At 66.7% G+C, this 22,729-nt stretch carries 23 protein-coding genes; 5 read left to right on the plus strand and 18 right to left on the minus strand.

Annotated elements, in window-relative coordinates; all coding sequences use genetic code 11:
* Positions 1 to 316: 316 nt before the first annotated feature.
* The 4 genes from ACZ6IE_RS14125 to ACZ6IE_RS14140 all read right to left on the minus strand — a co-directional run bounded on the left by ACZ6IE_RS14125 (position 317) and on the right by ACZ6IE_RS14140 (position 5,228).
* Positions 317 to 1,846 carry a dihydrolipoamide acetyltransferase family protein gene (locus ACZ6IE_RS14125; RefSeq protein WP_464608482.1) on the minus strand — a complete coding sequence of 510 codons (1,530 nt, stop codon included), beginning with the start codon at positions 1,844 to 1,846 and terminating at the stop codon, positions 317 to 319.
* Between the two features lie 94 nt (positions 1,847 to 1,940).
* Positions 1,941 to 2,900, minus strand: a complete 960-nt coding sequence (locus ACZ6IE_RS14130; RefSeq protein ID WP_464608646.1) for an alpha-ketoacid dehydrogenase subunit beta — start codon at positions 2,898 to 2,900, stop codon at positions 1,941 to 1,943.
* 74 nt (positions 2,901 to 2,974) lie between these two features.
* Positions 2,975 to 4,117: a thiamine pyrophosphate-dependent dehydrogenase E1 component subunit alpha gene (locus ACZ6IE_RS14135; protein WP_464608483.1), complete on the minus strand. Its 1,143-nt coding sequence runs from the start codon at positions 4,115 to 4,117 to the stop codon at positions 2,975 to 2,977.
* A gap of 4 nt (positions 4,118 to 4,121) precedes the next feature.
* Positions 4,122 to 5,228, minus strand: a complete 1,107-nt coding sequence (locus ACZ6IE_RS14140) for a histidinol-phosphate transaminase (RefSeq protein WP_464608484.1) — start codon at positions 5,226 to 5,228, stop codon at positions 4,122 to 4,124.
* Between the two features lie 98 nt (positions 5,229 to 5,326).
* On the opposite strand from ACZ6IE_RS14140, the gene ACZ6IE_RS14145 reads away from it, so the two are divergent.
* The 3 genes from ACZ6IE_RS14145 to purB all read left to right on the plus strand — a co-directional run bounded on the left by ACZ6IE_RS14145 (position 5,327) and on the right by purB (position 7,660).
* Complete coding sequence (locus tag ACZ6IE_RS14145; RefSeq protein ID WP_077055531.1) at positions 5,327 to 5,725, plus strand: phage holin family protein; 399 nt, start codon at positions 5,327 to 5,329, stop codon at positions 5,723 to 5,725.
* 103 nt (positions 5,726 to 5,828) lie between these two features.
* Positions 5,829 to 6,275 carry a low molecular weight protein-tyrosine-phosphatase gene (locus ACZ6IE_RS14150; RefSeq protein ID WP_083710153.1) on the plus strand — a complete coding sequence of 149 codons (447 nt, stop codon included), beginning with the start codon at positions 5,829 to 5,831 and terminating at the stop codon, positions 6,273 to 6,275.
* Positions 6,272 to 7,660 carry an adenylosuccinate lyase gene (gene purB, locus ACZ6IE_RS14155; protein ID WP_464608485.1) on the plus strand — a complete coding sequence of 463 codons (1,389 nt, stop codon included), beginning with the start codon at positions 6,272 to 6,274 and terminating at the stop codon, positions 7,658 to 7,660. The genes ACZ6IE_RS14150 and purB overlap by 4 nt, the downstream gene beginning before the upstream one ends.
* Positions 7,661 to 7,729: 69 nt before the next feature.
* On the opposite strand, the gene ACZ6IE_RS14160 is transcribed toward purB, so the two are convergent.
* The 4 genes from ACZ6IE_RS14160 to ACZ6IE_RS14175 form a co-directional block, all read right to left on the minus strand.
* A complete protein-coding gene (locus tag ACZ6IE_RS14160) occupies positions 7,730 to 7,984 on the minus strand; it encodes a hypothetical protein (RefSeq protein WP_464608486.1) in 255 nt (84 codons plus the stop codon).
* Positions 7,981 to 8,637, minus strand: a complete 657-nt coding sequence (locus tag ACZ6IE_RS14165; RefSeq protein ID WP_464608487.1) for a DUF308 domain-containing protein — start codon at positions 8,635 to 8,637, stop codon at positions 7,981 to 7,983. Before ACZ6IE_RS14165 ends, ACZ6IE_RS14160 begins: the two co-directional genes overlap by 4 nt.
* 102 nt (positions 8,638 to 8,739) lie before the next feature.
* Positions 8,740 to 10,119 carry a replicative DNA helicase gene (gene dnaB / locus ACZ6IE_RS14170; protein WP_077054646.1) on the minus strand — a complete coding sequence of 460 codons (1,380 nt, stop codon included), beginning with the start codon at positions 10,117 to 10,119 and terminating at the stop codon, positions 8,740 to 8,742.
* A 559-nt stretch (positions 10,120 to 10,678) separates the two neighbouring features.
* Complete coding sequence (locus ACZ6IE_RS14175) at positions 10,679 to 12,172, minus strand: FAD-dependent oxidoreductase (protein ID WP_464608488.1); 1,494 nt, start codon at positions 12,170 to 12,172, stop codon at positions 10,679 to 10,681.
* 191 nt (positions 12,173 to 12,363) lie between these two features.
* Between ACZ6IE_RS14175 and ACZ6IE_RS14180 the strand changes: the two genes are divergently transcribed.
* Positions 12,364 to 12,510, plus strand: a complete 147-nt coding sequence (locus ACZ6IE_RS14180; protein WP_464608489.1) for a hypothetical protein — start codon at positions 12,364 to 12,366, stop codon at positions 12,508 to 12,510.
* A 69-nt stretch (positions 12,511 to 12,579) separates the two neighbouring features.
* Here the strand turns inward: ACZ6IE_RS14180 and rplI are convergent, their stop codons facing one another.
* The 9 genes from rplI to ACZ6IE_RS14225 form a co-directional block, all read right to left on the minus strand.
* Positions 12,580 to 13,032, minus strand: a complete 453-nt coding sequence (rplI, locus tag ACZ6IE_RS14185; RefSeq protein WP_077054644.1) for a 50S ribosomal protein L9 — start codon at positions 13,030 to 13,032, stop codon at positions 12,580 to 12,582.
* An 11-nt stretch (positions 13,033 to 13,043) separates the two neighbouring features.
* Positions 13,044 to 13,304, minus strand: a complete 261-nt coding sequence (rpsR, locus tag ACZ6IE_RS14190; protein ID WP_077054643.1) for a 30S ribosomal protein S18 — start codon at positions 13,302 to 13,304, stop codon at positions 13,044 to 13,046.
* 23 nt (positions 13,305 to 13,327) lie between these two features.
* Positions 13,328 to 13,849 (minus strand): single-stranded DNA-binding protein, encoded by a 522-nt coding sequence (locus ACZ6IE_RS14195; RefSeq protein ID WP_077054642.1) that lies wholly within the window; start codon positions 13,847 to 13,849, stop codon positions 13,328 to 13,330.
* Between the two features lie 5 nt (positions 13,850 to 13,854).
* Positions 13,855 to 14,229: a 30S ribosomal protein S6 gene (rpsF, locus tag ACZ6IE_RS14200; protein ID WP_077054641.1), complete on the minus strand. Its 375-nt coding sequence runs from the start codon at positions 14,227 to 14,229 to the stop codon at positions 13,855 to 13,857.
* Between the two features lie 121 nt (positions 14,230 to 14,350).
* Positions 14,351 to 15,694, minus strand: coding sequence for an ABC transporter substrate-binding protein (locus tag ACZ6IE_RS14205; protein WP_464608490.1), 1,344 nt, complete (start codon positions 15,692 to 15,694; stop codon positions 14,351 to 14,353).
* A 188-nt stretch (positions 15,695 to 15,882) separates the two neighbouring features.
* A complete protein-coding gene (locus ACZ6IE_RS14210; RefSeq protein ID WP_464608491.1) occupies positions 15,883 to 16,068 on the minus strand; it encodes a hypothetical protein in 186 nt (61 codons plus the stop codon).
* A gap of 154 nt (positions 16,069 to 16,222) precedes the next feature.
* Entirely contained in the window at positions 16,223 to 16,465 is a 243-nt protein-coding gene (locus ACZ6IE_RS14215; protein WP_464608492.1) for a hypothetical protein, read from the minus strand.
* A gap of 52 nt (positions 16,466 to 16,517) precedes the next feature.
* Positions 16,518 to 17,975: a CCA tRNA nucleotidyltransferase gene (locus ACZ6IE_RS14220; protein ID WP_464608493.1), complete on the minus strand. Its 1,458-nt coding sequence runs from the start codon at positions 17,973 to 17,975 to the stop codon at positions 16,518 to 16,520.
* Between the two features lie 75 nt (positions 17,976 to 18,050).
* Entirely contained in the window at positions 18,051 to 19,610 is a 1,560-nt protein-coding gene (locus ACZ6IE_RS14225) for a DUF7059 domain-containing protein (protein ID WP_464608494.1), read from the minus strand.
* A gap of 324 nt (positions 19,611 to 19,934) precedes the next feature.
* Between ACZ6IE_RS14225 and ACZ6IE_RS14230 the strand changes: the two genes are divergently transcribed.
* Entirely contained in the window at positions 19,935 to 21,638 is a 1,704-nt protein-coding gene (locus tag ACZ6IE_RS14230; protein ID WP_464608495.1) for a stealth family protein, read from the plus strand.
* Here ACZ6IE_RS14230 and ACZ6IE_RS14235 read toward each other — a convergent pair.
* Positions 21,568 to 22,530, minus strand: a complete 963-nt coding sequence (locus ACZ6IE_RS14235) for a phosphodiesterase (protein WP_464608496.1) — start codon at positions 22,528 to 22,530, stop codon at positions 21,568 to 21,570. The two genes, ACZ6IE_RS14230 and ACZ6IE_RS14235, sit on opposite strands and share 71 nt — an antisense overlap.
* Positions 22,531 to 22,729: the final 199 nt, after the last annotated feature.

Raw genomic sequence — 22,729 nt, forward strand, 5'->3', positions numbered from 1 at the left:
GCGGAACGGACTCGGCGCGGCGATACGGGTTCGCGGTCTGGCTGCTTCGGAGCCGGCCAGAACGCCCTGGACCATACGACCGCGGCACGCGGACCCGGAGGCCCTGCACCCCGGTCGCGGACTGGGTGTGTGGTCGTCATGACCGTCGTCCAGCCTAACGACGGGCGGCGGTGTCGCCTATTCGGGGGACATCGATACGGGTCGAATGACACTGCGCTCGAGGCTTCAGGAAGCCCCGAATCAGTCGCTGATCAGGGTAACGTCATTGTTGCTCTACCGTTATCTTCGAGGCGCTTTCGAGCGCGGAAGAGGGGCGTCAGTCGAGCAGCAGCGCCGGCTCTTCGATGATGGCCGCGACGTCCGCGAGGAAGCGGCTGGCCACGTCGCCATCGACGACGCGGTGGTCGAACGAGGCACCCAGGGTCGTGACGAAACGGGGGCGCACCTCGCCGTCCACCACCCACGGCTTCTGCTTGATCGTGCCGAGGGCGACGATGGCCACCTCACCCGGGTTGAGGATGGGCGTGCCCGTGTCCATGCCGAAGACACCGATGTTGGTGATCGTGATGGTGCCCTGCTGCATATCGGAGGGCTGCGTCTTGCCGTCGCGCGCCGTGAGGGTGAGTTGCTCGAGGGCGCGGGCCAGTTCGAGCAGCGTCATCGCCTGAGCGTCTTTCACGTTGGGCACGATGAGGCCGCGCGGGGTGGCCGCGGCGACCCCGAGGTTGACGAAGTGGCGCACGATGATTTCTTCGTCGGTCCACGCGGCGTTGACCATCGGGTTGCGGCGCACGGCCCAGATCATGGCCTTGGCCATGATGAGCAACGGCGACACCTTGACGCCCGCGAAGTCGGTGGATGCCTTCAACCGCTTCACGAATTCCATGGTGCGGGTGGCATCGACATCCACGAACAAGCTCACGTGGGGAGCCGTGTAGGCCGACTGCACCATGGCGTTGGCGATGGCCTTGCGCACACCCTTCACGGGGATGCGCTCCTCGCGCTCGGGCGCCCACTCGGGTGTCTCGATGTTGCGGAAGACCTTCGGCTGGCTGGCCGCGCGCACGACGTCGTCACGCGTGATCTCGCCCGCGAGACCGGTGCCCTCGAGCGTGTCGAGCGCGACACCCAGGTCCTTGGCGAGCTTACGGATGGGCGGCTTGACGATGATGGGGACGGCCGCAGCGGCCGGCACCGATGCCAGCACCGAAGCCGGGGGAGCGGGGCGGAGGTTCTGACGTGAGGTGGCCGTGCGGCGACTGGAGACCTGGCCGCCCGTGCCGTAGCCGACCAGGACGCTGCCCTGTTTGGGCTCCTCGGAGGCGATGGAGTCGCGCGTGTCGGAGACGGACTGCTGGGCCGATGCGGAGGCTTCGGCCTGCGCTTCCGCCTGTGCCAGTGTGGCCGGGACGTCGGCCGTGCCCGCCATGCGGAACTGGGCGCTCTCGGCGGGACCGGCGGCCGCTGCAGCCGAAGGGATGTCGCCCACGCCGGCTGCGCCCGCAGCGCCCGCAGAGGAGCTGTCGCCGCCCGAACCGGAGGAGGGGGCGGTGGCAGAGGAAGCGGGGCCGGATGCGGGGGGTGTGGCTGCGGCATCCGCCGACTCGCCCGACTGGATGGTGACGATGTGCGTGCCCACGTCGACCGTCGTGCCCTCGTCGACGAGGATCTCGCCGACCGTTCCGACGAACGGGGACGGCAGCTCGACGAGCGACTTGGCCGTCTCGATCTCGACCAGCACCTGGTTGAGCGCCACGTGGTCGCCGGGCGCGACCTTCCACGACACGATCTCGGCTTCGGTCAGGCCCTCGCCCACATCGGGAAGAGGAAAGCGCATCTCGCTCATGAGTTAGTCCATTCGGTGCGTGCGTGCCGCTCGGGGCGGTGCGGGTGAAGCGGGGATCGCCGGCGCGAGGCCGACTGGGTGGTGGCCTGCCGGGCTAGTAGGCCAACGACCGATCGACGGCCTCGAGGATGCGGTCGGCGTCGGGCAGGAACAAACCCTCGAGTTTGGCGGGCGGGAACGGCGTGTCGAACCCGGACACGCGCAGGACGGGCGCCTCCAGCGAATAGAACGCGCGCTCGGTGATGGTGGCCGCGATCTCGGATCCGATCGAGGCGAAGCCCGAAGCCTCCTGCGCGACGACAGCGCGGCCGGTCTTGCGCACGCTGTCGACGACGGGACCGTAGTCGACAGGGGAGAGGGAGCGCAGATCGACGACCTCGACCGAAGTGCCCTCGGCGGCGGCGAGCTCGGCCGCCTGCAACAACACCGTGACCATGGCGCCGTGGCCTACGAGCGTGACGTCGGTGCCCGTGCGCACGACCCGCGACGCGTGCAGCGGCACGGCCGAGGACGAGAAGTCGACCTCACCCTTCGGCCAGTAGCGGCTCTTGGGCTCGAAGAACATGACGGGGTCGTTGGAGGCGATGGCCTCTTGAATCATCCAGTAGGCGTCGTTGGGTGTCGACGGGCTGACTGCGCGCAGGCCCGGCGTGTGCGCGAAGTAGGCCTCGGGGCTCTCCTGGTGGTGCTCGACCGCGCCGATGTGCCCGCCGTAGGGCACGCGGATGACGAGGGGCATGCTGAGCTGACCCTCGTGCCGGTTGGTGAGCTTCGCCAGCTGCGACGTGATCTGGTCGAAACCGGGGTAGATGAAACCGTCGAACTGGATCTCGCACACCGGGCGGAAACCGTGCATGGCCAGACCGATGGCCGTGCCGATGATGCCGGACTCGGCGAGGGGCGTATCGAGCACGCGGTCGGTTCCGAACTCGGGCTGCAGGCCCTCGGTCACGCGGAAGACGCCGCCGAGGCGACCGATGTCCTCGCCCATCATGAGCACGCGCGGGTCGTCGAGCATGGCCTGGCGCAGCCCGGCGTTGAGGGCCTTCACCATGGGCAGGTTCTCGACGCCGCGCGGGGCCTCGGCTCCGCTGCCGCCGGCGGCCTGAGTATTGGTCATCGTGTCGCTCATGCGGACTCCCCGCCGTTCATCGAGTTCTCGTACTGGGTGAGCCACGCTTTCTGTTCCTCGAGGAGCGGGTGCGGCTCGGAGTAGACGTGGTCGAACATGAGGCTCATGTCGGGCGTCTCGAGGGCCAGGGTGCGGCGACGGATGTCGGACGCGAAGTCTTTGGCCTCGGCATCCACATCGTCGAAGAAGGACTGCGGGGCATCTTGCGAGCGCAGGTAGGCCTCGAAGCGCGCGATGGGATCTTTGGCCACCCACGAGTCGAGCTCTTCCTGCGTGCGGTACTTAGTGGGGTCGTCGCTCGTGGTGTGCGCGCCGATGCGGTAGGTGAGCGCCTCGATGAGTTGCGGGCCCTGACCGGAGCGCGCATCGTCGAGATGCTTGGCCGTGACCGCGAAGCTCGCGAGGACGTCGTTGCCGTCGACCTGCACGTTGGGCACGCCGAAGCCATCGCCGCGGCGGTGCAACGGGGTGCGCGATTGCGTCGTGACGGGCACGGAGATGGCCCAGTGGTTGTTCTGCAGGAAGAACACCTGCGGGGTCTGGTAGCTCGACGCGAAGACGAGCGCCTCGCTGACATCCCCCTGGCTCGTGGCACCGTCACCGAAGTAGACCATGGTGGCCTCGTCGGTCTCGGGGTTGCCCGTGTTGGTGCGGCCGTCGAGCTTCTGCCCGAGTGCATAGCCCGTGGCGTGCAGCGTCTGCGAACCGATGACGAGCGTGTAGAGGTGGAAGTTGCCGTTGGTCGGGTCCTTCGGATCCCAGCCGCCGTGCGTGACACCGCGCAGCAGGCGCAGCACGTTGAGCAGGTCGATGCCGCGCACGAAGCCCACGGCGTGCTCGCGATAAGAGGGGAACAGGTGGTCTTGCGGCCGGGCGGCGTGGGCCGAACCCACCTGGGCGGCCTCCTGCCCGAAGCTCGGCACCCAGAGCGCCAGCTGACCCTGACGCTGCAGGTTGGCCGACTCGACGTCGAATGCGCGCACGACCGACATGTCGCGGTAGAACCGGCGGTGGTCGGCCTCGGTCAGACGCTCGAGGTAGGGAGCGTACTGCTCGCTCTGCTCGGAGACGCTGAAAACGCCGTCCGTCGACAAGAACTGCACGGCAGGCGAAGCCTGTTCATGAAGAGGTACTGTCACCGTTCTAACCTAACGTCGAGAGGGGATGTGCGGCAGGGAGCAGCTGGGCGATCTCGTCGGCCGCGCGGAACAGGCTCACGATCGACTCCTCCTCGCCGATGCTGATGCGCACGCCGGAACCGGGGAAGGCGCGCGCCACGATGCCGTGGGAGAAGAGGATGTCTTGCACGCGGTCGGTCTCGTCACCGGCGCCCAGCCAGATGAAGTTGCCCTGCGCTTCTGGGACGCGCAGGCCGCGGTCGAGGAAGCCGTCGCGGATGACATTGCGGCGAGCGCGGATGTGCGACACGCGCTCGGCCAGCTCGGAGTCGCGCTCGAGGGATGCGAGGGCGGCGACCTGCGAGGGTTCGGTGACCGACAGCGGGATGGCGCTCGCGCGCGCTGCGTTGAGGATGTCGACGGGCCCGATCGCCCAGCCGATGCGCAGCCCGGCCAGCCCGTAGGCCTTGGAGAAGGTGTGCAGCACCACGAGGTTGGGATAGCGACCCGTGAGCGCCAGACCGTCGACGGCGTCTTCGCGGTCGATGAACTCGTAGTAGGCCTCGTCGAGGAGGACGAGCAGGTCGTCGGGGATGGATTCCATGAAATCGGCGAACTCGGCCGCGCCGACAACCGTGCCCGTGGGGTTGTTGGGCGAGCAGACGATGACGACACGCGTGCGCTCGGTCACGGCCTCGGCGAGCGCCGGGAGGTCGAGCGAATCATCCGCTTTCAGTGGGACCTGCACGCTCGTCGCCCCCGCGACCGTGACGAGACCCGGGTAGGCCTCGAACGAGCGCCAGGGGTAGACGACCTCGTCGCCCGCTCCCGCGGCCGCGCTGATGAGCTGGCTGATGATCGACACCGAACCGGCACCGATGTGCACCTCGTCGACCGAAACGCCATTGCGCTCGGCCAGCACCTCGCGCACGGCGAGCGCTGTGGCATCCGGATAGCGGTTGAAGGAAGTCGCTCGCACGACCTGCTCGATCACACCGTCTAGGGGAGGGTAAGGGTTCTCGTTGCTCGACAACTTGTAGGCGTCGACGGGAGCCGGTTTGCCCTGCTTATACGGGGGCAGGGCGACGATTTCCGGGCGCAACTTGACGGGTCGTCGTTCGGCGGAGGTCATTGTGCGATTCTACGGCGCTGAGATTCCGAGCACGGAATACGGCCAGCGGGCGAATAACAGCTTTGTCACGACGGGAGGCCGATGGGATAGTGGGTTCCATGGGCAAATTCTTGATACGGATCGTGATCAACGGCGTGGCGATCTGGCTCACGACCCTCATCGTGGCCGGCGTGCATGTCACCCCCTATGACGACGGCATCCTGCCCACGGTCGTCACCTATCTGGTGGTCGGGCTGGTGTTCGGAATCGTGAACGCGATCATCGGCACACTCATCCGCATTGTGGCGTTCCCCCTCTACATCCTCACGCTCGGGCTCATCTCGTTCATCGTGAACGGCATCCTGCTGCTCATCACCGCCGGCGTCACGTCGTGGTTCGGCTTCGGGCTGACCATCGACGGCTTCTGGTGGGGTGTGCTCGGCGCCCTCGTGCTGGGCATCATCAACTGGATCTTCGGGGCCATCCTGAAGCCCCAGTTGAACGAAGGTCGACGCTGAGTTGACCGGCCAGACGGCCGACCTCGACGCCGAGCCCCCGCAGAAAGAGATCGTCCCCTACCGCGTCAGTTTCGTGTGCGCCGGCAACATCTGCCGCTCGCCCATGGCCGAGGTCGTGTTCCGCTCGCTGGTGCGCGCGGCGCGGCTCGAAGAATACGTCGTCACCACCTCGGCCGGCACGGGCGACTGGCACGTGGGTGAGCAGGCCGACCACCGCACCGTGGCAGCTCTCGCCCGGCGCGGCTACGACGGCTCGGCGCACCGCGCGAAACAGTTCGATCCCGGTGAGTTCGGCAAACTCGACCTCGTGGTGGCCCTCGACCGCAGCCATGACCGCATCCTCAAGGCCTGGGCGCCCACCGAAGGCGAGCGCAGCAAGGTGCAGATGCTGCTGAGCTTCGACTCGCGGCAGGCGCACCTCACAGACGTGCCAGACCCCTACTATTCGGACGATGCGATGTTCGACCAGGTTCTTGGGATGATTGAGCAGGCGTGCAAGCACCTCTTCCGCCAACTCGAACCCGCCATCCGACAGGGAGCCCTCCGATGACCTCACTTCCCCCTCAGCCGCTCAGCCCGCTCGACGGCCGCTACAGGGCCTCGGTGCAGCCGCTCGGCGAATACCTGAGCGAGGCCGGTCTCAACCGGGCACGCGTGCAGGTCGAGGTGGAATGGTTGATCTACCTGACCGACCACAGCATGTTCGGCTCGTCGCCGCTCGAGGCGGCGCAGAAGGAGAGCCTGCGCGCGCTCTACACCGAGTTCTCGCAGGCCGACATCGACTGGCTGGCCGAGAAGGAAGCCGTCACGCGCCACGACGTGAAGGCCGTCGAATACCTCGTGCGGCACCGCCTCGACGAACTCGGGCTGGCGTCCATCGCCGAGCTGACCCACATCGCTTGCACGAGCGAAGACATCAACAACCTCAGCTATGCGCTGACGGTCTCGCTGGCCGTGCGCGAGGTGTGGCTGCCGGCCTACCGCGGCGTGATCGCCGAGCTGACCCGTCAGGCGCAGGCCTTCCGCGCCGACGCCATGCTGAGCCGCACGCACGGGCAGCCGGCCACGCCCACCACCATGGGCCGCGAGCTGGCGGTCACCGCCTGGCGCCTGCGCCGCATCGAGACTCAGATCGAGGGCACCGAATACCTCGGCAAGTTCTCGGGCGCCACGGGAACGTTCGCGGCACATGTGGCAGCCGACCCCGACGCATCCTGGACCACCATCTCGCAGGAGTTCGTCGAATCGCTCGGGCTCACGTGGAACCCGCTGACCACGCAGATCGAATCGCACGATTGGCAGGCCGAGCTCTACAACCGGGTCTCGCACGCCAACCGCGTGCTGCACAACCTGGCGACCGACATCTGGACGTACATCTCGATCGGCTACTTCCGGCAGATCCCCGTCGCCGGTGCGACCGGTTCGTCCACGATGCCGCACAAGATCAACCCCATCCGCTTCGAGAACGCCGAGGCCAACCTCGAGCTGTCGAGCGCCCTGCTCGACTCGTTGGCGGCCACGCTCGTCACCTCGCGGCTGCAGCGCGACCTCACCGACTCGACCACGCAGCGCAACATCGGCGTGGGTCTCGGGCACTCGCTGCTGGCGCTCGACAACCTGGCGCGCGGCCTGCGCGAGATCGACCTCGACCGCGATGCCCTGGCCTACGACCTCGACCACAACTGGGAGGTTCTCGCCGAGGCCATCCAGACCGTCATCCGCGCCGAGGTGGTTGCCGGGCGTTCGTCGATCGACGACCCCTACGCCATGCTGAAGGATCTGACCCGGGGTAAGCGCATCGGGCGCGACGACCTGGTCGCCTTCGTCGAGAAGCTCGACATCGGGGATGCCGCGAAGGCGCGTCTGGTTGCGCTGACGCCCGCCACGTACGTGGGGTTGGCCGACGAGCTGGTGGACCGGTTGCCGCAGGCCTGAGTTCTGAACGCTGAATAGGAAGAAGCCCCGACTGGATGCGGTCGGGGCTTCTTCTGTGTGTGCCAGTGATTAGTGAGGAGAGACCGGGGACTCGTTGTCTTCGTCGTCGATCTCGTGGCGCTCGATGTCGTCGGGTTTGATCGACAACACGAACATGGCGATGACGACGAGCGTGACCACGAACGCCACGCCGAAGGCAACGAGGGCGATGACGGGCTCCCGCGTGGACATGAGCACGATCACGCCGGTGAAAACGGCCGCGATGGCGGCCATCACGAGAAGTTCGATCGGTTTCAGGATCTCGCGACGGGACGGTTTGCTCATGAGGAGGACTCCACGGGTGTAGCTTCGGTGCGTCGATCGGCCGAGGCGCCCCATTTGAGGGAGAGCCCGCCGATGAGCAGGTAGACGCCGAGCACGGCGGCGTAGGCGCCGAACATGCCGACGGTGACGACCGCGGACGTGAGCGAGCGCTCGACGCCGTCGGGGCCGACGAAGTGTTGGTCGAGGCCGCCGGGCACCAGCAGCACGGCGATCGCGAGGATGAGCCCGAAGGCTCCGGCGGCGAGCCATTCGCGGGCGGCGGCGAGCGTCTTGCGAGCGCGCACGCCGGCGATGAACTCGGTGGCGCCCGTGATGGCGGCCCAGAGGACGATGAGCCACATGAGCGCGCTGGTGCCGTTGCTGCGCACGATCAACGCGATAATGCCGGCGACGGCCGTGAGGGCACCCGAAATCATGATGAGACGAATGCTCAGCGCGTCGACGTGGCTGCCCGCTTCGGCACGACGCGCCAGGACCGCTGTTGCGATGCCCGAAGGAAGCGCGAACAGGGCGAAGACCGTGAGCCCGAATTCGGGGGAGTGGTCGGCCGAGAAGGTCACGACGGCGGCGATGACGAGCGCGAGCACGGCACGGACCACGAGAGCGATCCAGTAACGCGAGCTCGTGGGCTCAGCGACAGCGGATCGTGCCACGTGCGGCGCCTCATTTCTCGTCGGGGGGGGATGCATCCATCCTACGCGCTCGCGCTGAGCGGGGGCGGTGTGCCGATCGCGCGGGAGACGGCGCGCGCCGAGCTACATGCCCGGCGCGAGGTCCGCGAAGCGCGAGTAGTGGCCGTGGAACGCCACGGTGACGGTGCGCGTGGGGCCGTTACGGTGCTTGGCGACGATGAGGTCGGCCTCGCCCGCGCGCGGGTTGTCTTTCTCGTAGGCGCTCTCACGGTGCAGCAGGATGACCATGTCGGCGTCCTGCTCGAGCGAACCGGACTCGCGCAAGTCGCTGATGGCGGGCATCTTGTCGGCACGTTGCTCGGGGCCACGGTTCAGCTGCGACAGCGCGATGACGGGCACCTTGAGTTCTTTGGCGAGCAGCTTGAGCGCACGTGAGAACTCGGAGACCTCCTGCTGGCGGCTCTCGACGCGCTTACCGCTCGTCATGAGCTGCAGGTAGTCGATGACGACCATCTTGAGGCCCACGCGCTGCTTGAGGCGCCGGCACTTGGCGCGGATCTCGACGAGCGTCATGTTGGGGCTGTCGTCGATGTAGAGGGGAGCGTCGTTGATCTTTCCGCGCGTCGACGCGAGCTTGGTCCAGTCGCGCTGGTCGACGTTTCCCTTACGCATGCTCTGCAGGGGCACGGATGCCTCAGCCGAAAGCAGTCGCATGGCGATCTCACTGCGACCCATTTCGAGCGAGAAGACGATGGTGGGCTGGTCGTTGTGAATGGCGGCGGCGCGCGCGAAGTCGAGAGCCAACGTGGACTTACCCAATGCCGGGCGGGCGGCGACCAGGATGAGCTGGCCCGGGTGGAAACCGTTGGTGAGGTCATCCATCTCGATGAAGCCCGTGGGAACACCCGCCATCTGGCCGTCGGTTCCGCTGGCGGCCTCGATCTCGTCGAACGCTGCGCCCACGGCGTCGCTGAGCGGCACGTAGTCTTCGCTCTCGGTCGAGCCGGTGACGCCATAGATCTCGGCCTGGGCGTTGTTGACGAGGTCGAGCACTTCGCCCTCGCCGGCATAACCCATCTGCACGATGCGCGTGCCTGCTTCGACGAGGCGGCGCAGCAGTGCGCGCTCGGCGACGATGGAGGCATAGAACCCGGCGTTCGCGGCCGTGGGCACGAGGCTCGTCAGCGTGTGCAGGTAGTCAGCGCCGCCGGCGCGCGACAGCTCGCCCTGTTTGATGAGCTCGTCGGTGACGGCGATGACGTCGGTGGGCTCGCCCTGCGAGTACAACGCGAGCAGGGCGTCGAAGATGATCTCGTGTTTGGGCACGTAGAAGTCGGGGCCGCGCACGACCTCGACGACGTCGGCGACGGCGTCCTTCGAGAGGAGCATGCCGCCCAGGGCGGATTGCTCGGCCAGCAGGTCGTGCGGCGGGGTGCGGTCTGAACCGTAGGACGGGTTCGAGCCCGAGCGATCATCTGCGAGGCCGAGGTGGGCGATTGACACTCTGGTCTCCTTCCCTGGTGCACACGTGGTTTTCGGGGCGCCACAGGCGCGGAACGATCAACGGATGCTGGAGCAGCGTGTCGCTTCGGGTGCGGCGTCGGCTCTAGTAAACCTCCGACCGCTGACAGTGCGGGATCGGTGATTCGTTCTCACGTCTTCGCTCGGGAACGAGGCGCTGCCCCACACTAGGGACAGCCGTCTCTCCACAGCAAATATGCCTGTGGATAACTATGTGCATAACATGGGCGAAACGCCGGATGCTGTGTGCACAACCTGTGTGGAAAACTGTGGATAACAAGAAACTTTCGAGAATTAAATTGCTTCTGAACAGGGTATTTAGAGTGCACAGGGGGGCGGTGGAAAACTCTTTCGATCAGACCTTGAATGTTCACAACGTGCCGTTAACCTGTGCATAGATCGACTTGACGCGCAACTCATCCCAGGTGTACGACAGCTCACGTGTGCCCGCACGACGACGCCCGGCGGCTCGAACACGAGCGACGCCGGGCGACGACTTTCTGGCGGAATAGGCCGCCGACCGGCCCCTCCCGTTGCGACTTTATTCGTGCACCGCAAGACCCTTCACTGCCGGCCCCTCGAGCAGATGACCCTGCGCCGTGAAGCGGGAACCGTGCAACGGGCAGTCCCAGGTCCTCTCCTGGTCGTTCCACGACACGACACCCCCGAGGTGCGGGCACACGGCACTGACCGCACACGTTTTTCCATCAACCGTGGAGGTTCCGACGGGAGCGAGTCCATCCGAGGCGCGCGTGACCACTCCCTCGCCCTCGGCCGGGGCCTCGGAGGGCGCACCCGTGAGCACATGCGCCCACCCCTTCACGATCTCCACACCGACCTCGGCGTTGTGCAGAGCACCCTCGGCGAAGTCGGAAGGCGTCGTAATGCGGGTGCCCCACACCTTCGCCCAGCCGGGCTGCTCGGCATCCGTCAATTCGGCCGTCAGACGCAGGGATGCCGCGGCCGCGTTGGTCATGCCCCACTTGTCGTAGCCCGTGGCCATGTAGACCTTGCCGCGCGCCCGGGGGAGCGCCCCGACGAACGGGATCTGGTTGTGCGAACTGTAGTCCTGGGCCGACCACGAGTAGGCGACCTCCGCACCCGGGAAGTGTTCCTCCGTCCAGCTCACGAGGTCTTCGACCTTCTCGCGTTGCGAACCACCGCGGCCGACCGGGTGGTCGTTGCCGCCGACGACGAGGTAGTCCACGCCATCCACTGTCGCCTGGCGCACCGAACGGCTCGGGGTGTCGGCTGAGAGGTACATGCCCTGGGGGATCGTCGAGGCACCCGTGAAGGCGATGGCATAGGAGCGTGTGGGGGCGACCTTGGCGAAGTAGCCGCCACGGTCGAGGATCGGGATGCCCGTCGCCAAGACGACATTCTCGGCGTGCACGTCGCCACGCTCGGTCTCGACGAGGGTGGGCGATTCGACGTCGACGCCCGTCACGCGCACGCCCGACACCACACGGCCGCCGTGCGCCCGGATGTCGGCGATGGCTGCGGGGATGAAGTCCATGGGGTCGAACTGCGCCTGGTCAGGCATTCGCACGGCACCCTTGATGTCATAGGGCAGCTCGGATGTCTCGACCCACGCGACACCCAGACCGAGCTTCTCGTTGGCCTCGAACTCCTTGCGCGCCTGTGTGAGCCCCTTGTCGGACACCGCATAGGTGTAGGAGTCCCGGATATCCACCGGGACTCCCCACTCGGCGCACAGGGCCAGCAGAAGGGCCTGCCCGTCGGTGTTGGCCTCGACATACGCGCGGCCCAGCTTCTCGGAGTGGTGGGACAGGATGGTCGACAGCTTCGTGCCCTGCAGGACGCTGATCTTGGCGGTGGTGTTTCCGGATGTCACGGCCCCGGGCGTGCGTGCCTCGAGCACGAGCACATCGACGCCCGCGCGGGCCAGCAGGGTGGCCGTGATGAGGCCCGTGAGGCCCGCACCCACCACGATGACGTCGGCACGATCTTCGACGACGAACGGGTCGCTCACGAATTCGGGGGCGTGTGCGTTCCACAGCGATACGGGGCTCATCGTCATCCTCCTCGGGCGGCCAGGCGTCGCGGCCACGTCTCCATGATCGGATGACGCGCAAACGACGGTCTACGGCTCGACAGACCTCGGATGATGCGCTAACAACCCCATTGCGCGCCCGAGAGCGGGCACTTAGCGTCGAACCGCACGGCTGCACAGCCGAGCACCGCATCACGACGAGAGGACGACACATGTCTCATCACGACGACGACATCGCATCGGGCGACTACCTGCGAGAGGACGAGGCGACGGCTCCCGTTGCCGACGAGGACAACGAGGTCATCAAGAAGGTCGACCCGGATGACTCGGACGAGGTCGCGGGCGAGGCCACCGACTGAGCGACACTCACTCGAGCGCACGCAAAAGCGGGGGCCCAGGCACATACCCGGACCCCCGCTTTCGTGGTGTTACTTGGCTGCAACCACCTGAAGGGTGATCGTGGCCGAGAGGTCTTCGTGCAGGCGCACCGTGGCGGTGTGCTCGCCGACGACCTTGATCGGGTTGGGGATCTCGACCTTGCGCTTGTCGACCTCGCCGACGCCCGACGCGGAAACCGCGTTGGCGATGTCGGAGGTCTTCACGGAACCGAACAGACGGCCTTCGGCCCCGGCCTTGACCGTGAGCTTGACCTTGTTGTTCTCGAGCTTCTGCTTGAGGTCCTGGGCTTCTTCGAGCGTCGCGAGCTCACGAGCGGCGCGAGCCGCCTTGATCTGCTCGATCTGCTTCTCGCCACCGCGGCTCCACGTGACAGCGAAGCCCTGGGGAACCAGGTAGTTGCGGGCGTAGCCGTTCTTGACGTCGACGACGTCACCCGGCTGACCGAGGCCGGTGACCTCGTGCGTCAGAATCAATTTCGACATGGGGTTGCTCCTTAGCGGCCGGAGCCGGCGTAGGGGAGGAGCGCCATTTCGCGGGCGTTCTTCACGGCACGGGCGATGAGGCGCTGTTCCTGCACGGAGACGCCGGTGATGCGACGAGCACGGATCTTGCCACGCTCGGAGATGAACTTGCGGAGCGTTGCGACATCTTTGTAGTCGATAACGCCGACGCGGATCGCCTTTGCGGGTGCGACGACCTTTGCGCCCTTACCGCGGGCGGGCTTGCGGCTTGAGCCGCCAGACTTTCCAGCCATAGTAGGTTTCCTTCGTTAAAGTTTTAGAACGGGGTGTCGTCGCCGTACGAGCCGGGAGTGTTCCAGCTGTCGGCGCCTGACGAGGACGACTGAGCGGGGGCGCTTGCGGCCCACGGCTCGTCTTGGACGGCTGCCGGTCCGCGACCTCCACCGCCGCCGGCGCCACCAGGGGCTCCGGAGGACTGGGCGCGCTGAACCTGAGCGGTCGCATAGCGGAGCGAGGGGCCGATCTCGTCGACCTCCAGCTCGATGCTGGTGCGCTTCTCGCCCTCTTTCGTCTCGTACGAGCGCTGCTTCAGGCGACCGGTGGCGATGACACGGCTTCCCTTGGTGAGCGATCCGGCGACGTGCTCGGCGAAGTCACGCCAGACACTTGCACGCAGGAACAGCGCTTCGCCGTCTTTCCACTCGTTGGCCGCGCGGTCGAAGCTGCGCGGGGTGGAAGCGATGGTGAAGTTGGCAACCGCGAGGCCGTTCTGCGTGTAACGCAGCTCCGGGTCGCTCGTGAGGTTGCCCACCACGGTGATTACGGTTTCGCCGGCCATGGGGACTAGGCGTCCTTCTTGGCGGCGCTCTGTGCCTTGCGGGCAGCCTTCTCTTCGGAGCGCTTCTGCTCGAAAGCGACCTGAGCGATGGCTTCTTCGGCCCGCAGCACCTTGGTGCGCATGACGGCTTCGGACAGCTTCAGCTGACGGTCGAGCTCCTGCGTGGCTTCGCTGGTGGCCGTGAAGTCGACGACGGCGTAGATGCCTTCGGTCTTCTTGTTGATCTCGTAAGCGAGACGACGACGGCCCCAGATGTCGACCTTGTCGATCGATCCGCCATCGTTGCGGATGACATTGAGGAACTTGTCCAAGCTCGGAGCGACGGTGCGCTCATCGATCTCGGGGTCCAAGATAACCATGAGTTCGTACTGATGCGTCATTAACCCACCTCCTTCGGACTTAACGGTTGCAGACTCTCTGCAACAGGAGGGTTGTGGCATCGTGCCCGGCTAGACGTAGCCCAGGCAACCTGCCTATCGTAGCCGACTCCGGCCCGATTACCTACTTGTTGATGGCGACGTTGGCCGCGTCCTGAGCTTTCTTCAGGCCATCGGATACGGGGGTCTGTCCCGCGAAGATCTGCTTGAAGATGGGGTCGTAGGCGGCGAACCCGGCGGCGTAGTTGACGCCCGAGGGGGATTCGATGGGCTTCGCGGCCTTCACGGCGTCGAGGAACGGGGTGACGTCGACATCCTGTTTCTTCCAGTAGTCGAGGAAGACCTTCTGGGCCGAGTCGACGGCGGGCAGCGCGGCGCCGTCGGTGGCGAGGTAGGTGTCACCCTCGGTCGAGCCGAGCCAGGTGAGCACCTTCTTGGTGGCGTCTAGGTGCTCGCTCTGCGCGTTGCCGGCGGCCACGATGCCGTTCGTGACCGTGACGTTGCCGGCGGGACCGGCGGGCGCGGGTGCGACGCCCCACTCGAAGTCGGCGCCCTCGTCGATGCTCTTGAGGTTGTAGAGGCCCGACTGGAACAGCGCGATCTTGCCCTCGAGGAACGCGTCGCGGCTGAAGTCCGAGTTGTCGTTGGTGTCGGATGCCGGGGGCGCGACCTTCTTGTCGTTGACGGCCTTGACGACATACTCGACGGCCTCGGTCGTCTTGGCATCAGCGAAGTCGAAGTTGTCGCCGTCTTGGAACTGGCCGCCGTTGGAGCCGATGTAGGGGAGCAGGATGGCCTGCAGGTCGTAGCCCAGGTTGGTGCCGAAGGTGGCGATCGCGTTGGCATCGAACTCACCGTTCAGGCGGTCTCGGCCCGACGTGTCCTTCGTGAGCTTTTGGGCGACGGGCAAGAAGGTGTCCTTCGCCTCGTCGGGGTTCCACTCGAGGTCTGCGAGCGTCGACGGGTCGATGCCGGCCTCGTCGAGCAGCTTCTTGTTGTAGTAGACGGCGATGCCCGCGTCGTAGGTCTGCGGCACGCCCCACAGGGTCTTGTCCCGCGTGAACTGCTTCACGACGGACGGGGTCCAGTCTTTCTTGGCGTCCTTGCCCAGAGCCGTGTCGACGTCGATGAGGTTGCCACTGTCGGCGTAATTGCCGAAGTAGGAGTTGTTCATCCAGAAGACGTCGGCCGCTTTGCCCTCGGCGACGTCGGCACGCAACTCGGTCCAGTAGTCGGCCCAGGGCACGACCTCGACGTCGACCTCGATGCCGGGGTTCTGCTTCTCGAACTCGGCGAACGACTTCTCGTAAGATGCCGCGGCCGTCTCGTCCCACAGGCGGAACGTCACGGTCGTGTCGGCGCTGGAATCGGCCGAATCGGATGACGTGGAGGAGCCGGCCGAGCATCCGGCGAGCGCGAGGGCTGCGGTGAGGGCGACCGCGGCCGACTGGAGGAGTTTGTGACGCATGGGGAGCTTTCTATCGGGTGTGTGTCATCGCGGCACGCCGGCGAGTAATCGCCAGGCGGTGCTCTCAGAGGCTCGCGGTGGGGTGCCGCGGCCGCTTCGCGATGCCGACCGCGCACATCGTGCGCGTCGGGCTACAAAGGGGTCAAATTATCAGGCGCACCGTAAAGTCGGCTGAAAACCGCCCCAGATCAGCTCAAATCGGTCGGGGTGAAGTTCTTGTCGGCGAGCTGCGTGCGACCGGTCGACCCTTCGCCGGCACCGAGAGCGGGTTCATCCTCGCCGTCGGCCTCGCTGGGGTGACCGAGCGAGGTGGGGGCGGCATCCGCAGTGCTTCCGGGGCCGATCAGCTCTTCGTCGTTGGGACGATCCGACATCGATGTTCCTCTCCGTTGACCGTTATGACTTCCCTCCACTGTAGGACAGGAGCGGATGGGGGCGCCAGGTAACGCACGACGGCCGCCCGAGGGCGCGGGGTTTCACGTGAAACACCGCGCGGCCCGAGCGGCCGACGCTGGGAAGGAGTTGGGGTCAGTCCTCGGAGATCGCCGAGTTGTTGCCGGGGGTGGCGTGCGGCACGTGCTTCTCGGCCTCGTGCTGGGCGTCCGCGATGGGGACACCCGGGGTGGCGACATCCGCACCGTCGTTGTCGTCGTCGTCATCGCGGTGGGGGTTGCCGGGCGTCGTGTACTCGACGTCGCCCTCCTGCTGCTCGTGGACGGGGTTGCCCGGGGTTTCGTATTCGACAGCGTCGTCGTTCTTCTCGTGGCTCATGGCATCAAACTACGCCGCAGGGGGAGCGGTGTGAAGAAGATTGCACGAACTTTCAGGCGGAGCGCTCGGCCCACCACGCGCGCAGGCGGCGGATGGCTTCTTCCTCACCGAGCGGTCCGTTGTCGAGACGCAATTCGAGCAGCCACCTGTAGGCCTCGCCGACCTCGCGCCCCGGAGGAATACCGAGGACCTCTTGGATGCGATTGCCGTCGAGGTCGGGGCGCACGGCATCCATTTCTTCTTGTTCGCGCAATTCGGCGATGCGCTGCTCGAGGTCGTCGTAGGCGAAACCCAGTCGGTCGGCCTTGCGGCGGTTGCGCGTTGTGACATCGGCGCGCGTGAGCATGTGCAGGCGCTCGAGCAGCGGCCCGGCATCGCGCACATAGCGGCGCACGGCCGAATCGCTCCAGGCGCCCTCGGAGTAACCGAAGAAACGCAGGTGCAGCTCGATGAGGCGTGACACGTTCTTGATGGTGTCGTTGTCGTAGCGCAGGGCACTGAGACGCTTCTTGGCGAGCTTCGCGCCGACCACGTCGTGGTGATAGAACGTGACGGTTCCGCCCGACTCGAGCTTCTTGGTGGCCGGTTTGCCGATGTCGTGCAGCAGGGCCGCCATGCGCAGGGTGAGATCGGGGGGCGTGCCCGGATGCCGCTGCTTCTCGTAGTCGATGGCCTGATCGAGCACGGTCAGCGAGTGCTCGTAGACGTCTTTGTGGTGGTGGTGTTCGTCGACCTCGAGGCGCAGCGCGGGAATCTCGGGCAACACCAGGTCGGCGAGGCCCGTGTCGACGAGCAGCTGGATGCCCGGGCGCGGGGTGTCGGTGCACAGCAGCTTGGTGAGCTCGCCCTGCACGCGTTCGATGCTGACGATCGACAGGCTGTCGGCGCGGCGGCGCATGGCCTCGACCGTGTCGTCACTCGGAGTGAAACCGAGCTGGGCGGCGAAGCGGGCGGCGCGCAGCATGCGCAGAGGGTCGTCGCCGAACGAGACGTCGGCCGTGCTCGGGGTGCGCAGGACGCCGGCCAGCAGGTCTTCGACGCCCGTGGACGGGTCGACCAGTGCCATCTGCGGCAGGCGCAAGGCCATGGCGTTGACCGTGAAGTCACGGCGGGCGAGATCGCTCTCGAGGGTGTCGCCGAAGGCCACGACGGGTTTGCGCGTGACACCGTCGTAGGCGTCGGCGCGGTAGGTGGTGATCTCGACCTGGTCGGTGAGGGTGGCGCCAGATGCATCGCGCGCGCTGACCCGGGCGCCGATGGTGCCGAACTCGCGGCCGATGTCCCAGTGCGCGTCGGACAGGGGCGCGATGACCGCCAGGATCTCGTCGGGGCTCGCGTTGGTCGTGAAGTCGAGGTCGTGCACCTCACGGCCGAGCATGGCATCGCGCACGGGCCCGCCGACGAGGGAGAATTCGAACCCCGCCGCATCGAATGCCTCGGCGAGCCGGGCCACGATGGGGGACTGTGCGAGTGCGCCGAGGCGTGCCAAAGAATCCGCCATGCTCACCATGCCCCCAATCGTAGCGGGCGGCGCGGGGGCCGGTGGGCTCGGTGCTCGGGTGCTCAGGCGCTCAGTGCTCAGTGGTCAGGCGAGGGGCTGCACGAAGCCGTTGAGGATGAGTTGGCGCAACCGGGGCAGGAGTTCCTGGCGGAGGGCCGGCACATCGGCCTCGAGCAGCTGAGCGATGGCCTCGACGATGACGCCGACCGGCAGCTCGCCATCGGATGCGCCGACGAGGGCGGCGAGCGCCGTATCGAGCTTGACGGTTCGGGCGAAACCGCCGCCCTGCTTCAGGGTGATGGTCGAGGGGTCGTCGTTGCCCGGCCAGTAGTTGCGTTCCTCGGTGACGTCGGGCGCCACCTGCAGCGTGGAGCGCCAGAGCGCGTCGTCGTCGTGCGCGGCGATCCAGTCGTGGGCCTCGAGCACGGCGGCGATGTGGGTGCCGAGGCCCGATGAGGCGGCGAGGGCGTCGGGCATGCGTTCGAAGCGTCGCAGGGGCTCGGGCTCGATCTGCGGGGCGCGGCGCAGCGTGAGGTAGCCGAAACCGACCGATTCGACGCCGCGGTCGGCGAAGTCATCCAGCCAGGCGTCATAGAGACGGTCGAAGTCGGGGGTTCCACTGCGCGTGCCGCCGTCGCGGATCCAGGTCTCGGCATAGGCGGCGGGGTCTTGGCGTTCGCGTTCGATCAGCCAGGCATCCAAGGGCGTGTCGGATGCCTGCACCCAGCCCCGCACGCGGTCGAAACCGTCTTCGCCCACCCGGTACTCCCAGTTTCCGAGCATCTGTGCAATGCCACCGGGGTTCAGATGGTGGCCGACACCCGTGACGACCTCGCGCATGATGCCGTCGCCGATGCGGCCCCCGTCGCGGTATTCGTAGGCCGGGACATCCGCTCGTCTGGGGGTGATGACGAAGGGAGGGTTCGTCACGATCTGGTCGAAGCGTTCGCCCTCGACCGGTTCGAACATGTCGCCCAGGCGGAACTCGATGTTGTGCACACCGTTGAGCCGCGCGTTCAGGGCGGCGATCTCGAGCGCGCGGGCCGAGATGTCGGTGGCGACGACGTGCCCGGCGTGGCGAGCGGCGTGCAGGGCCTGGATGCCGCATCCGGTGCCCAGGTCGAGCACGCGTTCCACCGGCCGCGACACCATGAGACCGCTCAAGGTGAGGGATGCTCCGCCGACGCCCAGAACGTGATCGGTCGTGAGTGCGCCCTCGAGCACCATCTCGCCGAGGTCGGAGACGATCCACCAGCTGCCGGCGCCGGCCGCGTCGACGAAGCTGTAGGGACGCAGATCGACGAGAGCGCGCGCCTGGCCGCCGTCGATGGCGATGAGGCCCAGGTCGACGGCGCCGTCGAGGCCCAGGGTCGGAAGGGCTACGGCGAGCGCCGACGCGTCAACGGGTACGCCCAAGAGAAAGAGGGAGGCCAAAGTGACCGCCGGCTCCGCGTACTGCGGCCCCTGTGCAGCCCGTCGAGCAGCGAGCGCACGACGTGCCGGAACCCGCTCGCCGCGGTGCAGAGCCTGCTCGGCCCGCTCGCCCCACAGTTCGGACAGCGTGCCGACCGAGAAATCGGAGGTCTCGAGGTCGGCGGCCAGGCGGTCGATGAGGGTGTCAGTCACCTCACTATTCAACTGCATGCCCCCGCACTCGACGCACCGAACAGTGCACGTATGATGAGCACAGAGCCCGAACTCGTCCGCGCACCGCATCCCACCGATCGCGCGCCAGACAGGGTGCAGGGCAGCGACGACGACGTCGAGGCGGGGAGAGCCGAAGCTCCGCCGCCGCGGACATCCGACCACCGGTCGGCCCGCCACACAATGACGATGCTCCCGCCGAACGGCGCGCATCGTGAGCACCACTCGTTTACAGCACACGGAACAGGCCTCGCGGCCACCGCAGGCGGACGGACTCGACCCGAGAACCGCTCGCACAACACCCGCACCGGAAGGGGGACGCAGATGACAACAGAAGCCAGCACGCAGTCAAGCGGAGGAGATGGATCCTCGTTTACGCGCTCAGCCCCGAGCCTGCCGGAATCGCAGATCTCTACCGCCCCCGAACTCGTCCTCATCGCCAACAGCACCCGCCCGCGCCGCCTCGAGCGCGACGACATCGTGCAGCGCAAAGGCAAGTTCGCCCTGCTCAACGGCCACCTGACACCTCGCGACTCGATGATCGAAGACCTCATCGCCGTGCGCGAAGCCCTCGAGGCCGCCGGCATCCAATACCTCTTGGTTCGTGGCGACAACGACCGCCTCGTGATCGCCGTCGACCGCAAAGAGCGCCGCGCGCTGCAGGCCGCCTTCGCCGACGCGTTCGCCAATGAGCCCTTCTATTCAGAAACCGTCGATCGGGATGCCGGTGAGCCCGTGTTGCTCGCCGACGGAGCCCTTTCCGACACCCGCAAGGCCGCCATCTTCCGCCTCTACCGCCCGCGCGTCGAACCGCTCGGCCGCCTGCGCTACGGACCCGAGACGGCCCTGCAGCTCGAGCTCTGGCGTTTCGGCGACGACGAGATCGTCGCGCCCACCGAGAATGCGCTCATGCGCCGCGAACTGCCGCGCTCCGAAGCCGTCGAAGACACCGTCGAGATGTTCGGCCGCACCTGGCCCACGCTCGAGAACATGTTCGCCCCGCTCGCGAGTGACCTGAATTTCGACATCGACATGGTCTTCAGCTGGGTGGATGGCTCGGACATCGAGTTCCAACGCGCCCGCGCCAAGCGCATGAAGAACTACGTGGTCGGCGACGGCGACGACTCCGAGGCCCGCTACCGCCAGATCGACGAGCTCAAATACGCGCTGCGCAGCGTCTACATGTTCGCGCCCTGGGTGCGCCGCATCTTCATCGCCACCGACTCGCCGCGCCCCGCGTGGCTGGCCGAGCATCCCCTCGTCACCATCGTGCCGAGCGAGACGTTCTTCCCCGACACCTCGGTGCTGCCCACGCACAACTCGCACGCCGTCGAATCGCAGCTGCACTACATCGACGGGCTGGCCGAGCACTTCCTCTACTCGAACGACGACATGTTCTTCGGGCGCCCGATCGGCCCGCAGCTGTTCTTCTCTCCCGGCGGCGTCACCAAGTTCGTCGAAGCGCACACGCGCATCGGCCTGGGCGACAGCGACCCGTCGCGCAGCGGTTTCGAGAACGCCGCGCGCGTGAACCGTCGACTGCTGCGCGACCGCTTCGGCAAGGTCACCACGCGCCACCTCGAGCACTCGGCCGCGCCGCTCCGCAAGAGCGTCATGCGTGAGCTCGAGAATGAGTTCCCCACCGAGTTCAAGCAGACCGCTGCCAGCCGCTTCCGCTCGGCGACCGATATCTCGGTGACCAACTCGCTCTACCACTACTACGCGCTCATGACGGGCAAGGCCGTCGTGCAGACCGACGCCAAGGTGAAGTACATCGAGACGACCCTGAAGTCGTCGCTGCGACAGATGGACCGGTTGCTGAAACGTCGCAACCAGGACATGTTCTGCCTCAACGACGGGTCGAAGCCCGAAATCTCGGTCGAAACGCGCACAGAAGCCGTGACCGACTTCCTCGAGCGCTACTTCCCGATCGTGGCGCCGTGGGAGAAAGCCGCGGTCAGCGAAGCACCGGCACCGAAGTCGGCTGAGGCACGATCAACGGCTCTTCGCGGGTCGGTGCACGAGTAACGGGTCCGCCGATCGTGACGCCGGCCCGCAACAGACGGCTGGCGCTCTCGTCGGCATCCACATAGCCGAGCGTTGGGAACTCGCCGAGAGGCACCACCGAGTGCAGCACGGTGGACGGGTAGACGTGCACCAGGTTGAACGCCCGCGCGCCATCCTGAGGCCGTGTGCCACCCGTCGGCACGGTGAGGTCTTGCGTGTAGCACGTGGCCGACGCGACCGATACGGGGATGCCCGCAAACGTGCCGCTCGACGAGTAGTGCAGGTGACCGGCCAGGATGCTGCGCACATCGGTGCCCTCGAGCACCTCGGCCAGGCCGCCCTGATCGCGCAGCTCGACGCTCACGGCCAGGTCGAGCACGCTGGGCAGCGGCGGGTGGTGCATGGCGAGGATCGTGCCGTGCGGCGCCTTCACCGAGAGTTCTTCGGCCAGCCAGTCGAGCTGCTCGTCGGCGATCTCGCCGTGGTGCAGGCCGGGAACGGTGGAGTCGAGCGTGATCACGCGCAGACCGTTGATGTCGTAGACGCGGTCGACCGGGCGCATGGTCGGCACCTCGTCGAACAGCCCCTCGCGGAAGTTCTCGCGGTTGTCGTGGTTGCCCATGACCCAGATGACGCGCGCACCCATGCGGGCGGCGGCCGGTTCGACGATCTCGCGCAGGCGCTGGTAGGCCTCGGGTTCGCCTCGATCGGCGAGATCGCCCGTGAAGACGATGGCCTCGGGGCGGCCGCGCGACGCCTCGAGTTCGACGAAGAGTCGGCGCAAGTACTCGGTGCTGTCGACCTGCCCGTAGAGGCGCTTGGTGCCGGCCAGCAGGTGAGTATCACTCACGTGAAGAATGAAATGGTCCGGCCTCGGGTATTCGGCCGTTCGGAGATCCACAGGATGTCCCATTCGTCGAGCGGCCCAAGCCCACTGCCCAAGCCTTCGTAATACCTAGCTCAGCAGACTATTCCGAACATTCGGTGAACGCCACACAAAAGACGGAAGCGGATGTTCGAGCACGATTCGACCCATGTTCGACCGATCAGAGTGTCGGATGTCGGGCGTAACATGGCCGCATTGTGAAGATCGCGCCACACCAACTCGAAAA

This window comes from Okibacterium sp. AC114, assembly GCF_979253355.1.